The following is a 22,957-nucleotide window of genomic DNA, read 5'->3' as shown; positions in this document are numbered from 1 at the left end:
AGATTTGGTTGTGACCGATAAGTACTACAAATTCGGAAATTTATATGCGAAGAAGAAGTTTGTCCTTGTCGAAATCAATTTATTCGCAAATTGTCACGCGCCGACCTACCTTGTGGCAGCTGGGGAAATCCAAGCTACCGTTTGATGCCGCCGACAATCGCGATTGGCGCGATTATGACGGCTTTGGCGGCAGTGGACGGCGGCCGCAACACCTAGCCTATGCGCTGCAATTTGCCGCCCATGTTTATTATGTAGCCCACGCGTACTTTGTGCAGGCGCCGCTGATCCTCGGGTACGTAACCCACCCCCATCGGGAAGTTTCCAAAAGGAACGTGATTTTTGTCAGCGAGATAGAGGAGCAGCGTTTCGGTAACAGCCAGCAGTCCCTCGATCCAGTCCGACATGAAGGCCGTGAGTTCGGTTTCCTCCAGGGGAGTTTTAGGGTGTACCACTGCGATCGACGGTGGGTAAACTTTTCCGTCTGACCTGAGCTGAAAGTCCTTCGCTACGATCCGCTGATTTTCGTTCCGGTGTTCGACGCAATGTCGTGTGTTGCGAACATGATGGCCAAAAACCGCCATGGATTTTGCAAATGTGGTTGATTGGGCATCCTCTCCAAAAGCCTTCGCAAAGGTCAGAGCGAGGTTGTCGGGAAATTTTCCCTCCGCCTTCATTTGCGAACCATAAAAGATTTCAGCAAGGCGATTAATTGCCTGAAGCGCGTGCTCTGATTTTTGGATGAACGTGTTCGCTCGATTCTCGACCTCCGTAACAGCTGGCAATCTTGTCGGATCGTTCGACGCCTTTACATCGGCAATTCGCTTTTCTTGGTCTGCCTGTAGGTGATCAAGAACCTTCTGCGCTGCCAGAAGGTGGGTCATGATTTCGGCCGAGACCAAAACTACTCGGTCTCTCACCTTCTCATCCGGAAAATGAGTTTTTGTAAAAAGTGCGTCGGCCGAAAGGAATGTTCGGGCGACGATGTCGGAATCCGAACCAGCCTCAGCGAACAATTGTTGAGTGTTGGGGACATTAATGTTTGTGCGATCAGGATCAATTTGATCCGCGAGTCTGATCTCATGCACCGAGTTCTGCTTTATCACAAAAGCAGACCCTGCGGTCGCGACCATATCTATAACAGCTGCACCGTCGCCCTGGCCCCCGATTGTCATCGAGAATCCGGATTCGCGCCTTAGATCGATTGGACGTTTAGGTGGCTTACTCATTGCTTCCCGTGAGGATAAGACCGGCGATTGCCCTCACCGAGAGCACCATTAAGGCAGCCACCAGTAACGTCATCCCTAACGACATGGCGATGTTGTAGATCCATTCTAGCCTTGGGTTAGATGGATACAAAATGGTCTGCGGCAGAAGCGAATGAAAGAAAACCAGGATCGACAAGCTGATCACCAGCGAGCAGACCCACAAAACGTTGCTCTGTATTTTCATGTAGCCTGCCCAAAAAGCCCACAAAAGAACCAGGTACTCAAAGAATTCCAGGACGCGTTGAGCAGCTTCCCTCGCGACAGCAGTCCTGTACGTAAACGGCGTGAAGAATTGCTCCGCCTTCATGGTGCCCTCCAACAGGCCCAGCAGGCCGTTGGTATCTATATAAGGTAGGCGGTGCCGCCATCCGAGTCAGGATTCGGCTTCACCCTGCTGATCTCGACTTGTCTCACGGTGAGACGACCTCAACACACTCCGCGAGATCAGCACATTGCAAGTCGGTCGACCGGCTTCTGACCACTCATCCCGAAACCGGCCCTATCGCAAATTCGCACAATTTGCTGACCCCAGTCTATCCGTCCCACGGTGGGACCACCTCTAGGAGGATATGAGGTCAAGCCGCTGCATGCTTCGGGGCGGGAGTGTTTTGCAATCGCCAGATGGAGCACCTCGTCTTCATTCGGCAAGCCGGAATGCGTAGTGGTTGCGGATGCGGCTGTTAAAGTAGCCGCCCTTAGCGAACGCAGATTGAAACGCGTCGCAGGCCTCGGGCGGCACCTCCAAGAACTCGTAGTGCTTCCCGCTGGCCACAAACCAGACCGAGAGAACCTTGGTATTTGGATCATAGTCGAACTTGCTTGGCGAGGCAGACGGCATCCTAGAGCTACCCTGTAACCGCGCCCTCCTAATGCTCCAGTTCCAAGGGCTCGAGGTCTGGCTGCTCGTGCCACATCACTTGCCGGAAGTCGCTGCGGTCGATCTGCTGACCGCAGATCGGGCAAAGGTGGAAATGATCGTGCCCGTCTGGCGAGGGCTCGTGGGTCGTACCGCATCTAGGTGGCCTTAAGTCCGCAATTCTCGTCATTTTGCGAACTCCCCAGCAGCACGATCTTCAAGACTGACGTCGTGCGTGCTGCCCGCGTCCTCATTGACCACCCTAAACCAGTGCTCCTGAAGCGCTCTTGGCGACACTCGTCGGCCGGTAGCCTTCTCCACTGCCGCTAAGGGATCTTCGGCGCTTGTGACGTAAGATGAGACAAACTGCTCTCCGCGCCACTCTTCCACGTGGTACTCAGGCCATCTGGAGGCTTGTACACAGCGGTCGCCGACGCCAGGGATCGACAGCAGCGAGATCGAGCAAGACACAGGGAGTGTCTATGAGTCGACGATCTTGGACGCAATCGTGCATCACGATAACTGGCTTTGTGGACTGACGCGCGAGCGGCCTCCGTCGAGCCGGCCGCTTTTATAGGGCGCAGGCAGGCTCGACATTGCTGAAGTTGTACAATAGCTTACAGTTCTACTTTTAATTGGGGGTGATAATGGCTGCTCTACCTGCCGATCCGCGTGTCCAAGATATTATAGATCAGATAAAGGATGCGCCAATTCAGGGGAACCTGTTTCGTGTCGATAAACAGGTAACGTTTAACAAAATAGCAATACTGAAAGCTGATGTTATTACATTTAGCCCTGAGTCTACGCTTGTAATGAATTACAAGGACACACACTTCTTTGCTGTGGTTGCGCGAATAATAAACGTCGCAGCCCCGGTAGATACAATTTCTATTGTTTTCGACGACGGGAGGCGGGCCGGAAATCAAAGCGGCATCGCGCCGTTCGCGCCAGCGCAAAGGGGACAGAAAGCAACCTATGGGGAAAAAGGCGGTGACGGGGCAAATGGCTTGGCTGGTGCAAGCGGGAACTCTGGTGCTAGTGCCCCGAAGCCCATCCCCGTTTTCCTGATCGCCCAAGAGATCCGCATTCAACCGGGCGCCCCAAAGCCAACCTACTTTGACATGCGGATAAAAGTTGTTGCGCAAGACGGCGAGGGGGGTGGCGATGGGCAGGATGGGCAGGATGGAGGTGATGGAGGTGATGGAGGCGAAGGGAAATTCGGCTACTCAACCAACTATCCTGGCGGAACATGCACCGTACGTGGCGGAGCCGGGGGCAACGGTGGTAGCGGGGGAGTTGGGGGTAGCGGTGGCGCCGGGGGGAACGGAGCGGACGGCGGGACGCTGGTCCTTGGTGGCAGTCCTAATGCAATAACAAACTTTGGCTTTGTGAACTATGATCTATCTCCCGGTCGAGCAGGACGGCCAGGGCGCGCAGGTCGCAATGGCCGTGGGGGTCGCGAGGGAGCACGGGGAGCCCGACCTGGCGACTGTGGCGGCGATGAGCCTGGCCTCCCGGGGGTGGTTCCATCCAAGGTTCCGCTAGCACCTCAGCCGGCATGGGATGGTCAAAGAGGTGTCGCGCTATTTTGGCCGCTCAACGTTGACGATTTATTTTAGTGGGCGGCAGTGAATTTGTGACGATGGTAGGCGCAGGGTCGCTCACAGCCTGAACTCCTTCACGAGGTTCTGGTTTTGCCGGTGGAACCAGACTGCCAACTTCGTCGCCGGGTCCCGCGCGGCTCGGGGCCAGTCTGTGGTGCGGGCTGCGACGATCTTCTCGATCTCGACATCGGTGGTGAAGACGTGCTGCCTGCCGATCATGCGAGAGCCACGGCGGGCAAAGACGTTCGATTGATATCGAACACGGCGTACTTTTGCGCCCTGAAGCTCATGACTGCGTCGGAGAAGCCCACGGTCGGCGACATCGTGGCTGTGCTCTGTAACGCGAAGTGCGAGCGGCCCTGCTATCCCTGTGCGGGAAAAGCCAACATTATCTGCCGTGCGTATGGAGGAGTGGTACGTCGTCCCGGGCAATTGCTATGCCTGCGATCACATCAAGATGCTGGACCGATGGGAGCTTCAGCGCCGGCTCGGTCGGGACACGAGGATCAAACGTCGGAGGTGTTGGTGTGCACGAATTGCAGAAACCGTCATCACGACGGTTTCTGCATGGCTAAGCAGAAGCGCTAGTTACTCTTTTGGTCCGTAGTCACGCCACAGATCCTTGAACCACCACTTCGTAACTCGCCCCATGTGGCCGAGCGAGAGAAGACTGACCCGTGAGACGCGTAGAAGATGAATGGCATTCGCTGCTAGATCCGCTGTCGCCATTGCACGTTCTGGGTCCAACTTGCGGCTAGCGCTTTCAAAAGTCCCGCCGGTGGCAGATTTGTAAAGCTCCTGCATCCCAGCCTGGTACTCAGAGTGCTTCGGCTCGCAAATGCGGGTTATTTTCTCGTAGAGCCCAGTTGTGCCGGCGTGGGTTACCCTGACTTTCGCAGCCAAAAATGTTTCTTCCTCGAGATCCTTGGGCGTTTTCAACCAGTATGTTTGGGCGGCTTCGCTGAACTTCTCGATGTCCTTGATGTGCTCATTGATAAGTGCGCCTTCCTCTGACCGAGCGGCTCGATACTGTTGAAAGAATACGCCCGCCAGAAAACTGACGAGCGCGATCAACACCTTATCCATAGGACTAGGCGACCTGTGCGTGGGCTTCTACGCGCGCATCCTCGATTAGCGAAACGATCATATCCCTGAAGAACAGCAGGTGGGGTTTCGTGCAGTGAATGCGAATGATCCGCTTCACTACCTCTTTAGGAAATATCCCGTTCCGTATCAGTCCGGCGAAGGACTCCTCCAAGAAGGATGATCCGAAAGACCTGACCCCGTCGATATCGATTGTCAGTTCCTCTGAAAGACCCCTGGCGATTATCTCATTGATGCGCGGCACCAGATACTCGTCCCGGAAGAGCTGACCATTGTGCGCACCGTCTTCGGGAAAGCGCCCAGCGGGGTACGTGTAGAATTCCTGTGCAACATCAATTTTCATCGCGTGCGTCCTTGCGTGGGGAGCTTAACCGACCACTCGACAAGCGTTCCACCGATTGAATATGATAGGGCACCAGACGTAAACCGTCCATTATGCGTCCTTTTGCACCAGCCGCCGCGGCTGAAGACGCTGAGACTACCCTCTCCGATGCGCTTCAAAGCATCGAACATCTGAGGCAACCCGAGACCGCGGTGCCGCTGATCGGTGCGCGAGCCTCCGTAGCGCATCGCTGCTCGTATATAGGTCGGGTCGTCTTCATATGGATGACTGCTTGAGGGACGGCGAAGTGCCCGCTCCAGCCGCCGGCGAATTGCCCGCTCCACATATCTGGTGACTTTTTCCAATCTTTCCATCTTTGGGTAGGTTACAGGGATCGTAGCGCCTTGGTCATACACGACAACGGTCATCGAGTTTTCCAATCGGTCTGCCGTCGCGGTGACCCAAAGGCTGTTGATGTGTCTGTCGGGAATCTCCATCCCATCGGCATAGGCGTGGTGAATCACGTTTGTGATCGCCTCGCTCAGACCGGTCAAAAACTCCACAATGACATTTTCGGAGAGATTGTCGCTCGGGTCGAGGAACAAGGCCAACTGTTTGAGCGCTTCGTCAATGGACTCAAGGGCGTCAAGATTTTGCGCCCGGACGATCCGCATGGTCCGGGTTTTGCCACTTTCATTTACGACCGGTCGGACTTTTTTCTCGATGCCGAGTATCTCGAAGAAGCCAAGCTGAGTGAGTTTGGCATACACATTTGGGTTCCATTTATTCAAATTCACCGTAGGGGGCACGACGTCGACCAAGGTAGAAATTCGCTGATATTCTGCGGCCAGGACCACCGATGCGGCGGTAGAAATGTCACTGAGCTGGCCGAAATCGTGAAAGGTCGAGATTCGAGGAAACGCCCTGCCTCCCTCTGGCCTATGAACGAACCCTTGATGGGTCTCGATGGCCTTTTGAAAACCCGCTCGGAGCGCTGCGAAGAACGGATAAGTGTCGTCGGGATTTCTATCGAAGCAGAGAGGTGAGGGCGGCTTGCGTCCCGCTGTTGAAGAAATAGCCCATTCAACCTCCCCGCCCTCCCAAATTTGGACGCGATAGGCCATCCGAGACCCAGTGGCGGGTCGCTTGACCGGCCCCCATGCACTCGGTTTACGCACGCGATCGCGCCGTCTCGTCTCATTGTGAGACCGAAGTGCGAACCAGCGTCTTCGTGTTTCGTCCAGTTTTTTCAAATCACAGCCGTCTCTATTTAGGTGCTTGTTATCTACTCCTTGCGTCTCGCGCCAGCCCGTAGTGACACCTAAATAGTATGCAAGCTGACAGAAGTAATCACAGCGTTGACCAATGGAGAATTTTTGGAAAAGGTGAAATGTGTGAGGGCGGTGTAGATCCGCAGAAGCTCAAATTCGGCTGCAACCGCTGCAAGCCGCAGATCAAAATCACCTTGCCGGAGGGGCATCCCGAGCATCTGACGAAGCGCCTGATGATCCACCAGCCCATGAAGATCGACGGCAAAATCGTCTGGCACACGGAAAGATTTCGGGGGTAGGGCCATGACCCGATCAAAGGGTTCGCTGCAATTATCACAGGCTGAAATTGAGCGCTTTGTGGTGGCAGCGGAAGCGCTGCACTTGAGCACCGCAAAGCCATACATATCGCCGCATTGCGAGCACTACCGGCAGACGCGCGTTCTGCATGAGGTGCTGTTGAAAGCCGTGCGGGAAGTCACCGGCAAGGAAGCGGCGTTCATCTAGTGGAACGGGACCGGGCCGTCCAAGCCGTAGCATTGGCTCTAGCCGTTTTCTCAGCCGATCCCATCGCCGATCGCGGTCCAGATCATATATCCGTGCCTGCAACGATGACCGGCGCGCGCACGTAGGCGGGACCATTGCCCTTTCCAGAGGAGCAATCGATGTCGCTAGCGATTGGAACGCAGGCCCCCGTGCAGTTTGGGTCGCACGCGTCTTCCGCATGAGCGCAGCCGATGAAGGATGCCACCGAACGTTACCGCGCCGAGACGAAGAAAAAACATTCATTACCCACCCACCCGGGTATTCTAATTTTTCGGCGGGGCCGTCAATTAATACGGCATCAGTTTAGAAACTGATCGCCGCGCGGCGGGCAGTCGCATTTTACAGTGTCGCCTTCCACTAAGGTGAGGCTCAGGCAAATCGACTACAGCAATTCGCTAGGATGGCTGCCACAGAGTCCTGCCGCGGATTTCCGCTGGCCAGATCCCAACGCCAGCCTTCTGCCTCCAGTGCCATGCAGAGGCTGTTCCGCCCGAAATATACAGTTGAATGGCGGGAATCGCCGCTTGCCCGTTCAGGTCGATTGATCGTCCGAAAATGTCCATGCGTCGGCCGATGTAGCCGATCTCATCGGGATGGCGCCGAAACTTGGAGGCGCCGTAGTCCACGTTCCCTCTCCAGCGATGAGGGAAATCTGCTTCCGGATGCCGTTCGAAAAAGCCTAGAACGTCGATATCATTTATGCCGTCATCTGATTCAAGAAATGCAAGGCGGCTCCCTGAACCAGGCAAAGTGCTAGCAATCGATTAGAGTACCGCCCAGCGCCGTTTGGTCTATCTCGAAAAAGTTGCTTTATTCGCCCAAGAGCAAGCGAAGCGATGCGCTCCAAATCAGTGTCATCTATGATCTCCATCGATCGTTTTAAGTCTGTCTGATCCACCATATTCTCCATTGATCCGCGAGCCGTTTTCATGCTCGAAGTCGTCACAGCTGGCGCACGCTAATTCGGAACGAGGTGGTCGCAAATGAAGTTGGTGTTTTTGACATGGTTCATCCTTTCGGGCTCATCGGCGCTGGCACAAATAACCACTTGCTACGGCGACACGTGTACTATCGAGGAGAACGGGACAAAAAGAGCGTTGACCATTGAGGAGGTCGCCAAGCTCAAGAGGCAAAATGCCCGTACAGCGCTGGGAAATGTCGAATGCAAAGCTGCAACAGACCCGGCCGCTTGCGACAAGATGATGGGCGAGCTTTTCGCTCAATTTCCGTACTAATTTCAAGAATGGTCCAAATATGGCGAAGACCCTTCCGCGCGACGCGACGTTAAAAACAATCAAGCTAGGCAAACCTCTCGACTACGTCATAGGCGTGATGAAAAACATGATTGTGTGCCGGAAGCTTCACGGCAACGCGCGTATGAGGATCGGAATCCTTGGAACAGGGCAAAGGCCAAACTATCGCATTTCGTATGACACCGCGGATGGCGAGCAGATATTTGACTCGTTTTGGGACAATCATGTCTCTTTCAGCGTCGAGGGGCGCGCGACCGTTGGATATGAGGAGAATTGGAGCACCGAGACAATTTCATATGACGAAGTGGCCGCCTTGCGAGGCACTATAAAAGGCTGATCTATCCAAGAGGCAGATCCAAGCGTTTACCCGACGACCGCGTCCAGTTCGTCAACTGTCGGCGGCAACACGTCCAGCCACTCAAAACTAAAAACCTCTTCCCTTGCGGAATGGAGATCGTCAGCAGTTTGGAACCCGGCTCCAGGCAGGCCGGTTTCAGAATTTACGACCAACACCGTCAGTGGCGGCAGCTCATTGGCGGCGCACCATCTCAAAATGAGATCGAGCGTCTGAGCGAAAACGCCAGCTCCGGCATAACCGAGCAATTGCGCCAATCCGGCGTAGGTCAAGGTTTCCCGTCGATGGGCTGCCGCCGAGAGAATGCTGAAAATCTGTACCGCGCGTAAGTTCCGCTTTTTCTCTTCCGAGTAATATCTGACAGGCATTAGACCCTCCTAAAATGTGCGATCCACGCCCGTTAAGCGACCATCCGGGATACCGCTTCCAGCGCGAACTCACCGGTGGCTTCGTCGAGCTGCATAACTCGGACCTGCATCTTGCTAGGGAAACACTCGTCAATGGAACGGGGTCGCGCGTTTTTGTCCTTGGGAATAGCAACGATGACCTTTAGCCACCCATCACAGTTGTCGAGAGCCCAGCGGAGGTTCTTCATAAGCTCGTTGTGCCCGTTTCGCCTTTTGGCGTCGTCCCACAGCGCGCCCCGGGCATAGACCAGCTTCCCGTCAACCTTTTTGAACTCGTCCTGCCAAAGAGTAACAACGACGATCTTTTTGCTCTCATTTCTCGCGGACCAACTCCATTGGACGTTCGTCGGCACCGTATCAAAATGTGCAAATGCTTGCGTGTGAGTGAATTTCTTTGGCATCTAGTTTCCCCCTGCAACTACTGAAGCACTTATGGCATGCGATAAGCAAGGCGTGGCCAACATCACTCGCGGATCACCTTGGATAGGTGACTTGGATCAGCCCCACTGCTCAGCCATAGCTTCAGCGATTCCTGCAAAGAAACGTGACCTCTCACGGCCACGATTGGGACCAGGCGACGCTCTATGAACTTTCGACCAAGCCTTATGCTCGGCTGTTCCGGGTCGCGGCGGATTGAGGCGCTGGGTTGGAACTAAGGGTTTCAGGTTTCTGAGGTATAGGCCCGTAGCCTTGAACTGAGGATCGCCAAACCACCAAGGCTGCACGATCTGAGCCGGTTTTTCATAGCCCTTTATCAGAGCCGTTGCGTGCCGATGCATGACCGGGTTCTCGACACAAATCCGTTTAATCGGTGCATTCCAACACGCCGAAAACAGATCTGCGCCCTCATTTAGCTGGTCCCACATTTCTGGCAACGTTCGGTTGCGTGGTGGCTTCGAAAGCCATCTCACGCCGGAATTGCAAAGTCGTGTGCAAGGCGGGTGAGCTACCAGCAGCAGATCCCAGTCGTCAGCCAGCATGTGTCGGATGTCGCCAACAATGTGTTTGTTGCTGCGATCCTCAGCGGGCAAGAAATCGCAGGACCAAGCGTCGTGGCCACGAGCCGCAAAGGCCCGGCGAACGGTTCCTGTGTATTCGCAACCCACCAGTACGCGCAGGCTTGGCACGAAGGATCACCCTTACCTGTCAGCGAGCAGGCGACTTGAGGCGATCGGCGAGCTTCAGCACGAGCCTTGAGGTGGCATCGGACTGTCGTATGAGGGCGAGGACAGAAGGCGTAGCCACCCTCGCAGCACCCTCGTCCTCCATCTCGCTGGTCAACATCTCCTTCAAAAGCTGTGCCCTCATTTTCGCTTCGAAGAATTCGCGCAGAAGCGTCGCATCATGAGGCGAAACGACGTCGGCATTGAAGAAAAACCGGTGAAATGCGTCGCGAAATGACCTTTTGTCGGCTCCTTTAAGGCCTTTTGCTGCTTGGAGAAGGGCCGGTGAATTCAGGGTTTCGGGCAATTTGCTGAGCCTTTCAAGCATCGTTAAAAGTGTCTCGGCAGCCTTGGCGTAAAAAAATTCGAAACCACGGCGGCCGGCTCACAAAGAAATTGCGCGGCTGAAGCAATCTGCGGTCGGCGTGCGTTGCCTGCTGTCCACATTTTGATCCCCCCACCTCCTTTAGTGGCGCCGCCACGCTGGCGTCACAGCGCGGCGGCCAGTGAGCCTGAGAGGAAGGGGAAACGCCCAGGCCAACGACAGGTTTTCAATGGACTGGATAACGCTTCTTGATCCCTTCAATCGAACGCTGGAACCAGGTCTCCATCTGCCGTCGATAGGCGGCGAGACGTACGGTGATTTCGCGCTCGTTGATGTCCTGCTTCTTGAGGGTGGCTTCGTAGTCGACAAGAACTTTATCGCGAACCTTGCCAAGCGCCTCAGTGGCGAATGCAATTGCCTGCGACGGGGTCATAGCTTCACCTTGGTGGCGCGGGCCTTCGCAACGCCACGCTTGGCATCGTTTTGCGGGCTCGTCGCAAGTTCGAGCAAACGAACGCGGTTTGCCAACGACTTGGTTTCTTTTTCGACCGTTGCTTTGATCACATCGGCGACGTCTTGCAAGAATTCGCGACCATCGATGTGAGCAGAACCAACGTTGTTCTCAGCCTTGGTCAAAGCTCTTGCCAGTCTGAGGACGGCATCAAGGTCTTGGCGATTGAGATGACTCGTTAATGCGTTCACGATCAAGCCTCCGGTAGGATGAGGCTCGAACATAGCAGCCCGCAGATCGGTGACCTGGAACGCGTTCCGCGACCGCTCGCGGTGACAGTTGGCGAACAGGTCGGATGGCAACCCCACAAGTGTCCTGATACCGACTCTGTCTAGATCTAAGGGCAATTTACCATGGCCGCTCACGAACCTGATTACAGCTTTCACGATGCGAGATGCGATCTCGCCAATTTCCTTCGGATCCTCGCTGTCCCACTCCTGCAATACGCCGGCAGCAAGGAAAGCGTCTCGTGCCTCTGCGACTTTGAGGGTCAGGGGGAATACGGCCTCGCCTCTATCCTTCCGTTCCTTCCATTCGTTTTTTCTCTGCTTCGCGGTCTTGGCGGTAGAGGCCTTCGATTTATCCGGTGCCGCCGATTTCAGATTTTTGCCTGTCGTTTTCATGCTCAATTTCCATAATCCATCCGCTCCTTTTTGTTGATTTTCTGGTTTTTAATTTTCGAATTTCATTAATTGCCGGCGCCTCCATAAAAATGGCGCCGGAGATTTTCCACATTTCCGCCGGCCGGCGATTTAATTACGGGATTTTCGAAATTGCCGCCGTAAATCTCGACCCGAATTTTCGCGGCGAGCCTTGGAAATATGGAAATGATTTTCGCGGTCGGCCGATTATTCGCCCAGTCGAAGAGATCCAGCTGGCAGGATTTCATGCCGCATCTCCTATCGTCCCGGATAGGGATTCAATATAATCATCACACCCTCCCCCCTCAGTTAGCCGGTACAGGATCATCATCCCCTTCTTGCCCGCTCGTGCCAGCAAGCCTTCCTCGATCAGGATGTCCCTCGCCCTGATCACACTGTTCCTGCCCAGCGGTATCAGCCTAGCCCTGGCCATGGCATCGGGGACAATGCCGAACAGCTTCCCTGGTATGTGACCGTGCTTGCTCTGCAGCAACGAAAAGAGGGAAAAGGCATCGCAGCCATGATCCCGCTGGAGAAGTCGCTCAATGATATCACGACGGATTTTCACAACCGAATTCCGCCCTTCCCAGAGGTTGTTGGTGACCTTGTATTTCCAGACTGACCTCGCGATTTTCTTGACTTCGGAATCTGGAAAATCAGAAGGCAACTCTAAAATGATTGTGCGCAATGCCAGAAGGTCGGCCAGCAGATCATCATAGGTTGCGATATAGCGAGCGTATTCCAGCGCCTTGTTGAACAGCGTCTTGTTGCGCTTCCCGACAGGAATTTTACCGGTCCAGGTCGTGTGACGCTCGGCGCCGCGTTGATCCACAAATGACGGCAATGCGGCGATAGATATAAGTCGTATGACCGGAACGTATTTGATCCCATCGACGCGTATCGATTCCGGACCGACGACATATTCGTTGCCACCCACCTTGAAATCGATCTCGATACCGGGGAGTTGGACCGAAGGAAGCGGCTTGCCTGTATATTGGAAAAAGTAGTGCCGGCCCCGCCCGGTTTTGGTCTGGACCGGAGAGAGGCCGAAGTGCTTTCGCACATAGTCGGTGGCCTCGGGAGTGTCGGTGTCGACATCGACAACCAGCATGCCATCAAGCCTAATACCGAAGGCTTTGGATTTGCTTGCAAGCATTCTGTTCTGAACACTGAGCAATGGAACTCGCGCGCGATCCTTGAAGATAAAGGTTGCCGCTTTCCCGTCTTCACCGCCGAGCGGCAAAAGGGAAAATCCGGCTCGATAAAGCCGGACCATTTCGGCCAGAGTCTCCGCTGGGATTGCATTGGGATCGCCTTCTGAATAAGATTCCTGCGATCCAGCATTTTCCTGAAATGACTTCGCCGACTGGGATTGCGCTCCCGGTCGGCGGTTATTTGCTGCCGCCATGCCGCGCCCCCTTGGCCTGTTCGGGGCGGATCTCGGCAGCCCGCCGGATCGCGTAGATGGCGACGACGTTCTCGACGCCAAGCCGGCGGCAGATCGAAGGCACCAAGGGCCGGTCGAAGGAATGGAAGTTCCTGGCGACGAGATCGGCGACGTGTTCGACCAGCTCGAAGTCGATCCTGGCCATCACTCGCCACCCTCTGGACCGACTGTCTTCGGATCAACCTTCGGCAGGGATCTGAGGTACTCCTCGTATTCGTCGTGCAGAATGATGGTCGACGCACCCTCTTTGCGAGCGATCAAACGGCCTGCCGCAATGACTTCGAAAAGCTTGCTGCGACTCCCCGGATAGATGTGGAGGAATTCAGCAAGGCGATACGCCGGCTTCCGAGGAATCTGGACCTGATGCTGACGCTCTCCGTCAGGTTCCTGGTGCTTGGATATCAGTAATTTCTTGCGCAACGCGGTGACCTTACTCGGGGTCCACGCGCAAAGCGAAAGCCCCCTTTTCCAGGGTTTTTCCGCTCCGTACCGGGCACACGCAGTTGCCTGCTTACAATTCCGTGCCGGCCGTTAAGAGTAGGTGAAATTACCGCTGCAGTATGAGGCAACCTGAAAAGCAGTCAAGATGCCGTGGACGGCTGTGGACGAACTAGGCGCGGGGCCTGATTGGTACCACTACGCTTCCCCCATCATCCTCCATCGGCACCATCGGCCTGATCGAGGACCTGAGCATTTCTTCAAGGTCGCTAACGATCCATCGCGAATAGTGAGCTTCGATCATTGCAGTAGAAGTATCGTGCTTAGCAGCAACGACTCTGATAGGATTATTCTTTTCTATAGCACGGACAATGGATGTGTGACGAAAACAGTAAGGGGTCGCGCTTGGAAGTCCTGCTAGATTTCGAATTTCTTGCCATGGCCTAGACAATTCGGATGCGGAACGCCAGGGGCCGCGCTCGCCCCGCTGCCATGTAATCGCACCGGGAACTTGCTCTTTCCGCCAGCGTTCTAAAAGGCTTGCACCAGGCGATCGACCTTTACAAATTGGTGCCAGGACATCCAAGACGTCGAGACCGACTGCGGCCGATACGGCAGGTATCTTCTTTTTCTTACCCTTCCGGCTGGTAGGAATCATCAGCCGCTTGAGGCGCGATTGGACATCGCAAACTTGCATCCGGCAAACCTGCGACATGCGCGCCCCAGTCGCAGCCAACAGCAGAACTAAACGGTAGAGATCACCTTCCCACTGTTGGGCCTTGTCGATGGCCTTGGCGGCGGCAATGAGCCGGTCAACTTCGCCATCGGATAGAACCTGAGATTCACCGGCAGGCGATTGCTCATCATCAATTTCGATGGCACGGAATCCATGCTTCAAGGTTCCTGGCAGAGCGGCTAGTTCCAATCGGTTGCGATCATGGGCGCCATTCAACGCGGCCCGAAAATCATTGATCAGCCGTTGTTGAGACGACTGCTTCAACTCTGCTGGCAATGCATCGCGCCACATCGCGATATCGCCATCCGCAAGCATGTGCAGGGCTATCGATGCGATGGAGGCGGGTTCGATAGCGGGCTGTTTGCCTCGGGCGGGCTGACCTAAGACATAGCGTCGCAAACGTTGGCCGGCATCGGACCGAACTTGGCGGCCGGCTCTCTTGCTGGCCCTAGTATCACGGGTCTCGATATAGTGAGATACAGCTTGCTCGACCGTTACCACGGGTCCGGCGGCAAGGATTTTGGCTGCTGCGGCGTCGGCGGCAATCTTCGCCTCATTAGCCTTCCGCAGGCCGGCGACATGATCCCGAGCCGCCTTTCGGGCAGCGTTGTAATCCATAGTGCCAGAACTTGTGACATCGTCGGCGACGCCTAACGGATGGCGACGGTATCCAGCCTCATGCCGCCAGCGGACCAACCATGATCCTCCAGCCGCGCCGCGTCTGTATCCCAAATGAATATTGAGATCGACCGATTCCCAATGATCGCCAAGCCCCAATCCTTCGCGCGCGACTTTCGTGCTGAGGCCCTTTTTTTCCAGCACCTTGGCCATTCTTCGTCCCTCGCTCCGTGTAATATCCGTGTAATATACTGGTATGGATCGCTGTGGACAAGCGTGGACGAAATTTCGTAACTTATTGATTTTATTACGTGCAGAAAGACAAATATGGACGGCTATGGACTCTCCACCAACGCCAAGCTGTCTCTCTCACGGCGGGAACAGGGGTTCGATTCCCCTTGGGCGTACCAAGTATCGGCTGGGCCGTTTCTTTCATTCACATTTCAGACAAGCCCCCGCGCGGATCGCGTTCGGCCGTGAGGGTCGGCGGCATCAGCGAAAATCCGGCAAGTCCGCGTACCCGGATACACCCAATTTAAGTCAGGCCGCGACGCTTGAAAGCGTAGCAATCTCTGTTACTTGCGGTGCGGGGACAGCATCTGCGGCAGCGCGGATTTGGTTGGGCATAGCAGGTATGAGTTCGGCAAAAATCATATGCCCGTGCTGTCACGGCAGCGGGCAGGTTTTCGATTGCTTGAAATGGCGTGAGTCGAAAGGGCATTGCTGCCCGCAAGGCACGCATCGGGCCGGCTGTCCGGGGCAGACCATGGCATGCGCCGAATGCGCGGGCCTGGGCACGCTGGCGGAGGCCGAACTTAGAGCCGTCGCCTAATTGGGGTGTAGTGACCTTAAGTCTCTTCCACTGCCAAACGCCGGAGGGGCCGTCGCTTCTGGCGCGCGTCGCCGTTGATTGCCCTAGCGTGATGGTACGAAGCCTATCGCTGTTCTTGAACGCGCCCATCGTCTAGCGGTCAGGACACCGCCCACTCACGACGGGACCAAGGTTCGATTCCCCTTGGGCGTACCAAGGATTTCAGCACTTAGCCAATAGTATTTTTTTCCATTCAACGTCTATGCCTTTTCACCCTAGACTGGGCCATAGTTGGATCGTTGGGGTTATGAGAGGGTGATGGAATGGACTACGTCTATGTCGACAATTCCAATCTTTATATCGAAGGTCGTCGTGTCAGTGCAGTTAAGCAGGGGCTTGCGAAGGACATCAAAGAGGCGATGAACAGTGGTGTCCTTGATCACGGCTACCAGATTAGCTTTGGCAAACTGCACGAATTTCTCTTTGGGCAGAACAATCGCCAAATCAAACGTGCTGCGCTCTTCGGATCGCGCCCGCCTCCTAATGACGGAATCTGGAAGTTTGCCAAGAAAGCCGGCTTCGATGTTCACCTCGAAGACCGAAATTATGCCAACAAGGAAAAGAAAATTGATACTGGTATTGCCACGCTATTGACGAAGGACGCTTACAAGTCTGGTGATCCGAAAAAGGATATCTTTACGCTTGTTGCGGGCGATGCAGATTATGTGCCGACCATCAAAGCACTTCAGGAAGATGGTTATAAGGTCGAGGTCGTATTTTGGAACCACGCCTCGCGCGAGCTGGCGCAGGTGGCGACAAAATTCATCGGCTTGGACAAGTATTTAGAGACGCTGCGAATGTAAGCTAACACCTTGGAGAGGGTGGAGGACTCAGTCCGCGCAGGTCAAAGCTCTCGCCAGTTGCTCGCCGAGTGGTGGCCTTCGCGAATGCCGAGGGCGGAACGCTCGTCGTCGATGTCGAGGAAGCGGGTGAAGAATCTAGGCGCGCCAAAAGCGTTTCGCCGCTGCATGGAAGCCGATTCCAATGATGTACTTTAGGGGATGAAATGCTGGCATCATTCTTACAGACAGCATCGGTTGTAATCGCAGCGATTTCCGTAGCCATAGGCGTTACCGCATGGCGGCGATCAGCACTTGGCCAAAAACGTTTTGAGCTCGCTGAGCGGGTCTACGAACTCTTCTTGGAGGCTAGGGACGCTTTGAGCCACATTCGATCGCCCTTCGGATATGGAGGCGAAGGCTCGACCAGAAATAAGCGAGAGGGGGAAACTGAGGAGGAAACCCAGCTCCTCAACAATGCCTACGTTGCAATCGAGAGGTACAACAACAAGGCTGAGGTGTTCTCAAAGCTGATCCCCCTTAAGCACCGTTTCAGCCTTTACTTCGGCAAGGAGACTGCGGAACCTTTCACGGAGCTTACCAGCATAATAAACGAGATATTTCTAGCATCGCGCCAGCTTTCCCGATCTTGGCGTGATCAAGGGCGAAGACCAATGTCGCCGGAGGAATTCGAAAAACATCTCGAGCGAATGCATAAGGCCGAGGCCGTTTTCTGGGAGGGTGCCGAGGACCCGGATTTGCTCAAGCGCCGCATCGACGCGATGGTCGCAAAAATCGAGCGGACCTGCGAAAGCGTGATCAATCCGCGCCGCAACATCCGCACAGTTATGGCGGGTGCCCTCGCCGAGGGAAGATCGTTTCTAAGCTTGCGAAAGTTGTGACTGTTAGACACGCCGGCCGGACGTGGGCAGATTTATTCCATGAGCCGAAACCAATCACGCATCGTAAGTTGAAGCCGCAATTGCTCGTCTTCAGCAAGCGGGCTGCAATGCGCTATAGGATTTCGTAGCGCATTGAGGCTCGCCATTACCTTCTCGACTGCCCGTTTGCTAGAGAAAAGCCCGCCGAAGATATCCCAGTTAGCGGTGATTATCCCGGAGAGCTCGCCAAAGGTAGTGTAGTCCAGTTCGTCAAAGGAGCGGCGCGTTACACCGGCATCGAGCTCTTTTTGTATTCGGTTGGCAACTTCCGTCTTAATGTTAGGCAAAACGCGAGCAGTCTGCCACCAGTCCGCCGTCTTTTCAGCCGCTTCCATCACCTCAGAGACGAGCCCTCTGATGGATTTTTCTAGGGAGTAGAAAACTTCGTAGTGGTGGGACATTGCTTTCGCCTCTGCGCGAATAGCCATGTCGATCTGCGGGTAGTACTTTTCGTTTACCTCAGCGGAAATGGCGGGTAGATGACCAAGCTCAAGGCCATACTGAATGGCAATCCGGGATAGGTCTTCGGCAACCATCTGATTGGTCATTCCGAACGCCTTTATCTTGTCTAGGACAGATCTATTCATTTTCCGAAAGCAGATGCTCCTTCAGGCTTTTGAATATCGCGTTGAAAACGGCTTGATCTGAAGTAGCCGGCAGATTGAGATTGATGGTGTACGACAGGTTCAAGCCCAATCCGCTTCGCGGCATTGATTGGAGATTTTCCATCGGCAGGACGTCTTTGGCCGGAACATTTTGAGCCGCAGGTGCATCCTCGGCATCGAAGTTTGCGTAGCTCTTCAAAATCTTCAGTGTTGAAAGGGTCAGCTTGGGGACTTGGCCTTCCGCAGCTGCTCCAGTGACCTGCAGAATCAGGGACAGAAGGGCTGAATCTGATAGATCATAGAAATACTCGTTGGCATCGGATAGGGGCTTGTAGCCGTGCCTTATTGCCGCCGCCACAGCGGCCTTGTCAGTCATATTGTTTCGGAACTGCTTATAAAGATCAGTTGGACTTCCGTCAGAGGCCACAAGGCCGATCCTCTTCAGGAACGGCAGCATAGCAGCGCCCGTTCCCCCCTTCAATTGAAGTTTCGTCGTGACAAAATCCCCCGTGACACGCTCGGGCGTCGCGGCGGCCTTGATCTTCTCGAAGGCCGTCTTAATCGACCCAGGCGCTGATAAGTATGGCAATGTTGCAGGCACGATCCCCTCCTGGCGACAGGGCTCCACGATAGCCGAAGTTGCAGGGAGCGCAACTAAGCGACTGTCTAAGTGGATCGCTGAGTCGATCGGATAGGAGAGCCAATCCAGCCTTAGTCATCCAAGGCATCGTTCCGTCTTTACAATCGTCCAATCATGGCCGCGTTCGCCGCTTCTAGCGCGGAAGGGCCGATTGCATTAGCATTGCACCATGGGTCCTTGATCACGGCTTTAGCAGTGCGAAAAACGCTGGGCGGATTCGGACGGGCAGTCGATGCCTTGAGAGGAGACCGATGCAGAAACTGCAATCGCAGGGCGTCCATCACATCACGCTGGTCGGCGCCGGCCGCCAGACCTCGATCGATTTCTGGGAGGGCGTGCTCGGCATGCCGTTCATCTTCGAGCAGCCCAATCTCGACAAGCCAAGTGAAAGCCATCTCTATTTCGATCCCGGCGATGGAAGGCTTATCACCATCTTCACCGATGAGAGCCGCACGCCGGTCAAGCGGCGCACGCCGACCGAACCGGGCTGCGTCCATCATATTGCGTTCTCGGTGTCGCGCGTCACTTTCCTGCAGGCGGTGGCCCGGCTCGACGAGCGCGCCATCAAGCACAGCGGCGTCAAGGATCGCGGCTTCATGGATTCGATCTATTTCGAGGATCCGCTCGGCCTGTTGATCGAGCTCGCGTCCTACCGCTTCGAGCCGCCGGTGGGCTTCACCCATGCCGACGTCTTGATGCAGGCGCACAAGCTGCGCGTCGCGCGCGGCGACTACAACATCGCCGAAGTGCACCTTGCCGACGCGATCCAGACGCTGGTCGAATGGTCGCGCGCGACATTGTCGGACGACCGGACGCCGAAGAATCCATACTGACGGCCTACAAAAAGGGGATGACCAAAATGCCAAAGACAGTGACCAAAAGCGCTGGGAAATCAGCGGCCAAGCCAGCGGCAAAAGCGGCCGCGAAGCCGGCGGTAAAGGCAGCCGCAAAGGCCTCGCCCAAGGCAGCCGCAAAGTCGGCGCCGAAGGCCAAGGCGGCAAAGAAACCGGCACTGAAGATCAGCATGCTGAAGCCGAGCGTCAACAACATGACCGTTCGGGTGTTTGCCCGTGCGGCCGGGTTCGACGCCGCCGAGACCGACGCCTGGGGCCACACGCGCTCGCCCGATTATATGGCGCGCAACCCGGCGCATCTGACGCCGATGATCGAGGACAAAGGTCTTCCCAGAGGCGTGCTGTGGGAAAGCTGCGCCATCATGCAGTATCTCGCCAACAAGCATGGGCTGGAGAAATTCTATCCGAAGGCGCCGGCCAAGCGGGCGATGGTCGACAGCGCCATGTTCTACCTGATCGGCACGCTCTATCCCTATGTGGCGCGCGCCACCTATCCGGCGCTCAACTTCCCGCAGTATGCCGGTGAAGTCGGCCACAGCGATGCGCATCCAGACAAGAAGTCCGAGGCGCAGAAGGCCGCCATGGCGGCGATCGCCGAGCCGCTGGAAGTGTTTCATTCCTTCTTCAGGGACGGCAAGCCGTTCATCGGCGGCAAGCACCCGTCGATCGCCGACATACGCCTGGCATCGACGCTGGAGTTCCTGGCAGTCATCGACTATGCGCTGCCCAAATGGGCGAAGGAGTATGTGGCGGCGATCGAGAAGAAGCTCGGCAAGGCCTATGCCGAGCCGGCCGGCGACGTGCGCGGCTACATCGCCTATGTGAAGTCGCAGGCCAGCGCGCAAAGCTAAGGATTCGTTAACCAAAGCCCTGTCTATTGAGGCTATCCACCGCGCGACCACGGATGTACTGGCGCAAGGGTGAAAGGAAAGGTCGGCGCAATGCCGGCCTTTTGCTTTTCGCCGGTGCGCCGTCAGGCGCGTCTCCTGCCATAAGTCTGACATCAGGCATATTGCCATTGCCGGCTTCGACCCTACCATCATGGTCGGCGGCCGACATGCGAGGAGCTTTGCGATGAAAGGCGTGGCGAGATTGCTCGCGATTGCCGGTGTTGTGTTGGTCGGAGGCTACCCATCCAATGCCGCGCCGCTCGATACGATGACCGAGGTCGGCGACGCCATCCAGGCGTGCTGGACGCCGCCGGCGGATGCTGGAAATGCCAGCGTCACCTTGAGCTTCAGCTTCAAGCGCGATGGCACGCTGATCGGCCCGCCGCGGCCAACCGCCATCAAGGTCGACGGCGACGCGGATGCCAAGAAGTCGTTCGTCGACGCCGCAACCGCGGCTCTGCAAAAGTGCCTGCCGTTGAACTTCTCGCCCAAGCTTGCGCAAGGCGTCGCGGGCAATGTCTTCAGCTTGCGGTTTGACTCGCCCAAGCAATGAGCGAGCAGTAGAGCGGTCACCGTTTCATAGAAACGGCGACCGCTCTCTCGCACGGAATTGCTCTGATCAGTTGTGCCGGCGCCTGATATCGACGTGACGCTGCAGATCCGGCGCCTCGAAGACGTAGTCGGCCCAGGCGGATTCGGGAATCTGTCCGGCCAGATAGCATTCCAGCAGCAGGCTCTGTTCGGGATCGAGCGCTCTCGGCGCCCGCTCATGGTCTAGCCCCAGCGAGTGGAACAGGTTCCTGGTCAGGCCAGAGACAGTGAAGTGAATAGACATCTTCGGTCTCCTTTGCCCGACACAACGCGAGACACCGGAGAAAGGTTTCAACCGCGAGAGCCGATAACGCGGGATTGATCATGGCGGCGGCCCAGGCTCGTCGATGCCTGGCTTCGTCTCAATCTTGAAACAAAAGTGTAATAGCGAATTTACAGGAGCCGGCATAATACACTCGGCGTAAAATACCTGGATTAGACTTGCCTCAAGTATTGAGGCTCAATCGGCCGGAGCGGCAATCGGCTCCACAGGGTACAAGGACCAGGGTCGCCGAAGATGCGTTTGTGGCTTGTCGTGATCTTTGCACTGGTGTCGATAGCGGCAAGCGTGGTCGGGATTTCGGCTTCCCTAGCCGATCCATGCGCCGCGCTCAGGAGCCAGATGGCATCGTCCGGCCGCAGCGGCGGGATCAGCCCCGAGCTTGCGCAGTTGCGCCGCCAGCTTGCGGCGATCCAGGGGCTGGAGAGGCAACGCCGCTGCACAGCGCAAAGTGCGGTGGGCGGGTTCTTCAACGCTTGCTCCGATCTGGCCAAGAGCCGCACGCAGGTGCAGCGCCAGATCGCCGGCGCCGCGATTTCGGGCCGGGATACGTCCGGGCTGCAGGCCAGGCTCGTCGCGCTCGGCTGCACGCCCGCCGCCAGGCAACAGAGACAGCGTCCGGCGGGCGCCATGATCGGCGGCAATTCGATGCTGTTTTGCGTTCGTCTTTCCGACGGCTATTTCTTCCCGGCGCCGAAATCGCAGTTCGTGCAAGGCGGCGACGTCAAGGAGATGGTCGATCAGTGCCGCTACATCTGCGACGATGCCGGCGTCGACCTGTACACGCTGGGCGACCCAAGCCTTGAAACCGAAGAGATGGTCGCACTCGATACGCGCAAATCCTACAAGGACCTGCCGGCAGCCTTCAAATACCGCGACGACGCGACTTTCCGGGCATGCGATGTCAAGCGCTACTCCCAGCGTGTCGCCGAACTGAGAGCGCGCACGGTGACGCCAGCCAATATGAGCAACGCCATCATTCCCCTGCCGTCGGCAAAGCCGGATCTTGGCACCTTTGCACAAATTCCCCGGGCCGGCGCCGATGCCCCCCAGGCCACGGGGGCTGCCCAGCAAAAGTCTGTCGAGTTATTGGCCAGCTCGCGGCCGGTCAGGGTGGTCGGGCCGGCTTTCTTCCCGGCGGATTGACCGCGCGGCCGAAGTTCCTTGTATATGCGTGTCGTGATCCCAAAACCGCGGGCCACTTTTGGGCGACATGCATCAGGCTATTGGCAAACCATCCTGTAGCGTTTGCCGGGTTCGCTGACATTCTTGCAGGTGAGCGGGTTGGCCGGTTCGGAAGCCATGCTGGGTGGGCTGGACCTGACGTGCCGTCTTGGGGCAGCAATTGTCGTGTGCCTGCGTGCCGCCGGCCGGTACGATTCCTGCGGCGGCGACGGAAACACACCGGCTGCTGCCTGCATCTGGTTGGCCTCAGTCTGCGACGGATCGCGATCCCAGACCCGCCTGATATCCAGCGGCCTCGGGATCACCACCGTGCCGTCATAGCTGCGTGCGCAGCCGCTGCTTGCAAGCAGCGCCAGGCACAGGAAACAAGGCACAATCCAACCGGTCATCAGCAACACCCCTGCCGACTTATAGCCCGGCAGCGGTTCCGCCGACAACCGGCGGAATACCGCAGGGCAATGT

Annotated in this window: 34 protein-coding genes and 1 tRNA gene; 10 read left to right on the top strand and 25 right to left on the bottom strand. The window is 56.2% G+C overall.

The window, feature by feature from the left end; all coding sequences use genetic code 11:
* Nucleotides 1–212: 212 nt before the first annotated feature.
* The 8 genes from NKH35_RS22415 to NKH35_RS22380 all read right to left on the bottom strand — a co-directional run bounded on the left by NKH35_RS22415 (nt 213) and on the right by NKH35_RS22380 (nt 6,727).
* Nucleotides 213–1,172 carry a hypothetical protein gene (locus tag NKH35_RS22415; RefSeq protein WP_352916464.1) on the bottom strand — a complete coding sequence of 320 codons (960 nt, stop codon included), beginning with the start codon at nt 1,170–1,172 and terminating at the stop codon, nt 213–215.
* Between the two features lie 46 nt (nt 1,173–1,218).
* Nucleotides 1,219–1,572: a hypothetical protein gene (locus NKH35_RS22410; protein WP_352916462.1), complete on the bottom strand. Its 354-nt coding sequence runs from the start codon at nt 1,570–1,572 to the stop codon at nt 1,219–1,221.
* A gap of 330 nt (nt 1,573–1,902) precedes the next feature.
* On the bottom strand, nt 1,903–2,103 hold the full coding sequence (locus NKH35_RS22405) for a KTSC domain-containing protein (RefSeq protein WP_352916460.1): 201 nt from the start codon (nt 2,101–2,103) through the stop codon (nt 1,903–1,905).
* A gap of 1,679 nt (nt 2,104–3,782) precedes the next feature.
* Nucleotides 3,783–3,944, bottom strand: coding sequence for a hypothetical protein (locus tag NKH35_RS22400; RefSeq protein WP_352916458.1), 162 nt, complete (start codon nt 3,942–3,944; stop codon nt 3,783–3,785).
* A gap of 369 nt (nt 3,945–4,313) precedes the next feature.
* Entirely contained in the window at nt 4,314–4,799 is a 486-nt protein-coding gene (locus tag NKH35_RS22395; RefSeq protein ID WP_352916456.1) for a hypothetical protein, read from the bottom strand.
* A 16-nt stretch (nt 4,800–4,815) separates the two neighbouring features.
* Nucleotides 4,816–5,172, bottom strand: a complete 357-nt coding sequence (locus NKH35_RS22390) for an STAS-like domain-containing protein (RefSeq protein WP_352916454.1) — start codon at nt 5,170–5,172, stop codon at nt 4,816–4,818.
* Complete coding sequence (locus NKH35_RS22385) at nt 5,169–6,275, bottom strand: ATP-binding protein (RefSeq protein WP_352916452.1); 1,107 nt, start codon at nt 6,273–6,275, stop codon at nt 5,169–5,171. The genes NKH35_RS22390 and NKH35_RS22385 overlap by 4 nt, the downstream gene beginning before the upstream one ends.
* Before the next feature lie 197 nt (nt 6,276–6,472).
* Entirely contained in the window at nt 6,473–6,727 is a 255-nt protein-coding gene (locus NKH35_RS22380) for a hypothetical protein (protein ID WP_352916450.1), read from the bottom strand.
* Between NKH35_RS22380 and NKH35_RS22375 the strand changes: the two genes are divergently transcribed.
* Nucleotides 6,726–6,926, top strand: coding sequence for a hypothetical protein (locus NKH35_RS22375; protein ID WP_352916448.1), 201 nt, complete (start codon nt 6,726–6,728; stop codon nt 6,924–6,926). The genes NKH35_RS22380 and NKH35_RS22375 overlap by 2 nt on opposite strands.
* A gap of 434 nt (nt 6,927–7,360) precedes the next feature.
* Here NKH35_RS22375 and NKH35_RS22370 read toward each other — a convergent pair whose 3' ends face one another.
* Nucleotides 7,361–7,591: a hypothetical protein gene (locus tag NKH35_RS22370; RefSeq protein WP_352916446.1), complete on the bottom strand. Its 231-nt coding sequence runs from the start codon at nt 7,589–7,591 to the stop codon at nt 7,361–7,363.
* Between the two features lie 357 nt (nt 7,592–7,948).
* Between NKH35_RS22370 and NKH35_RS22365 the strand changes: the two genes are divergently transcribed.
* Complete coding sequence (locus tag NKH35_RS22365; protein WP_352916444.1) at nt 7,949–8,200, top strand: hypothetical protein; 252 nt, start codon at nt 7,949–7,951, stop codon at nt 8,198–8,200.
* Between the two features lie 19 nt (nt 8,201–8,219).
* Complete coding sequence (locus tag NKH35_RS22360; protein WP_352916442.1) at nt 8,220–8,555, top strand: hypothetical protein; 336 nt, start codon at nt 8,220–8,222, stop codon at nt 8,553–8,555.
* A 26-nt stretch (nt 8,556–8,581) separates the two neighbouring features.
* Here the strand turns inward: NKH35_RS22360 and NKH35_RS22355 are convergent, their stop codons facing one another.
* From NKH35_RS22355 to NKH35_RS22305, 11 genes are all read right to left on the bottom strand, one after another.
* Entirely contained in the window at nt 8,582–8,941 is a 360-nt protein-coding gene (locus NKH35_RS22355; RefSeq protein ID WP_352916440.1) for a hypothetical protein, read from the bottom strand.
* A gap of 32 nt (nt 8,942–8,973) precedes the next feature.
* Nucleotides 8,974–9,381, bottom strand: coding sequence for a hypothetical protein (locus NKH35_RS22350; RefSeq protein ID WP_352916438.1), 408 nt, complete (start codon nt 9,379–9,381; stop codon nt 8,974–8,976).
* A gap of 96 nt (nt 9,382–9,477) precedes the next feature.
* The gene (locus NKH35_RS22345; RefSeq protein ID WP_352916436.1) at nt 9,478–10,107 is read right to left on the bottom strand and encodes a hypothetical protein; all 630 of its coding nucleotides are present in this window, start codon (nt 10,105–10,107) and stop codon (nt 9,478–9,480) included.
* 19 nt (nt 10,108–10,126) lie between these two features.
* Nucleotides 10,127–10,471, bottom strand: a complete 345-nt coding sequence (locus tag NKH35_RS22340) for a hypothetical protein (RefSeq protein WP_352916434.1) — start codon at nt 10,469–10,471, stop codon at nt 10,127–10,129.
* Nucleotides 10,472–10,694: 223 nt separating this feature from the next.
* The gene (locus NKH35_RS22335) at nt 10,695–10,901 is read right to left on the bottom strand and encodes a hypothetical protein (protein WP_352916432.1); all 207 of its coding nucleotides are present in this window, start codon (nt 10,899–10,901) and stop codon (nt 10,695–10,697) included.
* A complete protein-coding gene (locus NKH35_RS22330) occupies nt 10,898–11,602 on the bottom strand; it encodes a hypothetical protein (RefSeq protein ID WP_352916430.1) in 705 nt (234 codons plus the stop codon). The genes NKH35_RS22335 and NKH35_RS22330 overlap by 4 nt, the downstream gene beginning before the upstream one ends.
* Before the next feature lie 65 nt (nt 11,603–11,667).
* Complete coding sequence (locus NKH35_RS22325) at nt 11,668–11,868, bottom strand: hypothetical protein (protein WP_352916428.1); 201 nt, start codon at nt 11,866–11,868, stop codon at nt 11,668–11,670.
* Nucleotides 11,865–13,028 carry a bifunctional DNA primase/polymerase gene (locus tag NKH35_RS22320; RefSeq protein ID WP_352916426.1) on the bottom strand — a complete coding sequence of 388 codons (1,164 nt, stop codon included), beginning with the start codon at nt 13,026–13,028 and terminating at the stop codon, nt 11,865–11,867. The genes NKH35_RS22325 and NKH35_RS22320 overlap by 4 nt, the downstream gene beginning before the upstream one ends.
* On the bottom strand, nt 13,012–13,212 hold the full coding sequence (locus NKH35_RS22315; protein ID WP_352916424.1) for a hypothetical protein: 201 nt from the start codon (nt 13,210–13,212) through the stop codon (nt 13,012–13,014). Before NKH35_RS22315 ends, NKH35_RS22320 begins: the two co-directional genes overlap by 17 nt.
* On the bottom strand, nt 13,212–13,487 hold the full coding sequence (locus NKH35_RS22310; protein WP_352916422.1) for a hypothetical protein: 276 nt from the start codon (nt 13,485–13,487) through the stop codon (nt 13,212–13,214). The genes NKH35_RS22315 and NKH35_RS22310 overlap by 1 nt, the downstream gene beginning before the upstream one ends.
* 190 nt (nt 13,488–13,677) lie before the next feature.
* A complete protein-coding gene (locus NKH35_RS22305) occupies nt 13,678–15,072 on the bottom strand; it encodes a tyrosine-type recombinase/integrase (RefSeq protein WP_352916420.1) in 1,395 nt (464 codons plus the stop codon).
* Nucleotides 15,073–15,812: 740 nt separating this feature from the next.
* Here NKH35_RS22305 and NKH35_RS22300 point away from each other — a divergent pair.
* Nucleotides 15,813–15,886 (top strand) — tRNA-Glu (locus tag NKH35_RS22300).
* A 107-nt stretch (nt 15,887–15,993) separates the two neighbouring features.
* Entirely contained in the window at nt 15,994–16,533 is a 540-nt protein-coding gene (locus NKH35_RS22295) for an NYN domain-containing protein (RefSeq protein WP_023734656.1), read from the top strand.
* Nucleotides 16,534–16,574: 41 nt separating this feature from the next.
* Here NKH35_RS22295 and NKH35_RS22290 read toward each other — a convergent pair whose 3' ends face one another.
* Nucleotides 16,575–16,700, bottom strand: coding sequence for a hypothetical protein (locus tag NKH35_RS22290; RefSeq protein WP_352916418.1), 126 nt, complete (start codon nt 16,698–16,700; stop codon nt 16,575–16,577).
* Between the two features lie 36 nt (nt 16,701–16,736).
* Between NKH35_RS22290 and NKH35_RS22285 the strand changes: the two genes are divergently transcribed.
* Complete coding sequence (locus tag NKH35_RS22285; RefSeq protein ID WP_023734655.1) at nt 16,737–17,411, top strand: hypothetical protein; 675 nt, start codon at nt 16,737–16,739, stop codon at nt 17,409–17,411.
* A 32-nt stretch (nt 17,412–17,443) separates the two neighbouring features.
* On the opposite strand, the gene NKH35_RS22280 is transcribed toward NKH35_RS22285, so the two are convergent.
* On the bottom strand, nt 17,444–17,998 hold the full coding sequence (locus NKH35_RS22280) for a Swt1 family HEPN domain-containing protein (protein WP_198029749.1): 555 nt from the start codon (nt 17,996–17,998) through the stop codon (nt 17,444–17,446).
* A 31-nt stretch (nt 17,999–18,029) separates the two neighbouring features.
* Nucleotides 18,030–18,656, bottom strand: a complete 627-nt coding sequence (locus NKH35_RS22275; protein WP_031262495.1) for a DUF5343 domain-containing protein — start codon at nt 18,654–18,656, stop codon at nt 18,030–18,032.
* A gap of 290 nt (nt 18,657–18,946) precedes the next feature.
* Here NKH35_RS22275 and NKH35_RS22270 point away from each other — a divergent pair, with 290 nt between their 5' ends.
* The 3 genes from NKH35_RS22270 to tolA all read left to right on the top strand — a co-directional run bounded on the left by NKH35_RS22270 (nt 18,947) and on the right by tolA (nt 20,992).
* Nucleotides 18,947–19,528 carry a VOC family protein gene (locus NKH35_RS22270; protein WP_352916415.1) on the top strand — a complete coding sequence of 194 codons (582 nt, stop codon included), beginning with the start codon at nt 18,947–18,949 and terminating at the stop codon, nt 19,526–19,528.
* 26 nt (nt 19,529–19,554) lie between these two features.
* Nucleotides 19,555–20,400, top strand: a complete 846-nt coding sequence (locus tag NKH35_RS22265; RefSeq protein ID WP_352916413.1) for a glutathione S-transferase family protein — start codon at nt 19,555–19,557, stop codon at nt 20,398–20,400.
* A gap of 223 nt (nt 20,401–20,623) precedes the next feature.
* A complete protein-coding gene (gene tolA, locus NKH35_RS22260) occupies nt 20,624–20,992 on the top strand; it encodes a cell envelope integrity protein TolA (protein ID WP_352916411.1) in 369 nt (122 codons plus the stop codon).
* Between the two features lie 66 nt (nt 20,993–21,058).
* On the opposite strand, the gene NKH35_RS22255 is transcribed toward tolA, so the two are convergent.
* On the bottom strand, nt 21,059–21,274 hold the full coding sequence (locus NKH35_RS22255; RefSeq protein ID WP_352916409.1) for a hypothetical protein: 216 nt from the start codon (nt 21,272–21,274) through the stop codon (nt 21,059–21,061).
* Between the two features lie 273 nt (nt 21,275–21,547).
* On the opposite strand from NKH35_RS22255, the gene NKH35_RS22250 reads away from it, so the two are divergent.
* A complete protein-coding gene (locus tag NKH35_RS22250; RefSeq protein ID WP_352916408.1) occupies nt 21,548–22,456 on the top strand; it encodes a DUF2865 domain-containing protein in 909 nt (302 codons plus the stop codon).
* A 77-nt stretch (nt 22,457–22,533) separates the two neighbouring features.
* Here NKH35_RS22250 and NKH35_RS22245 read toward each other — a convergent pair whose 3' ends face one another.
* A complete protein-coding gene (locus tag NKH35_RS22245) occupies nt 22,534–22,884 on the bottom strand; it encodes a hypothetical protein (protein ID WP_352916406.1) in 351 nt (116 codons plus the stop codon).
* Nucleotides 22,885–22,957 lie beyond the last annotated feature (73 nt).

This window comes from Mesorhizobium sp. M1143, assembly GCF_040318435.1.
GTDB lineage: Bacteria > Pseudomonadota > Alphaproteobacteria > Rhizobiales > Rhizobiaceae > Mesorhizobium.
The sequence above is the reverse complement of the archived record's forward strand: the minus strand, read 5'-3'. Positions and strand labels throughout refer to the sequence as shown.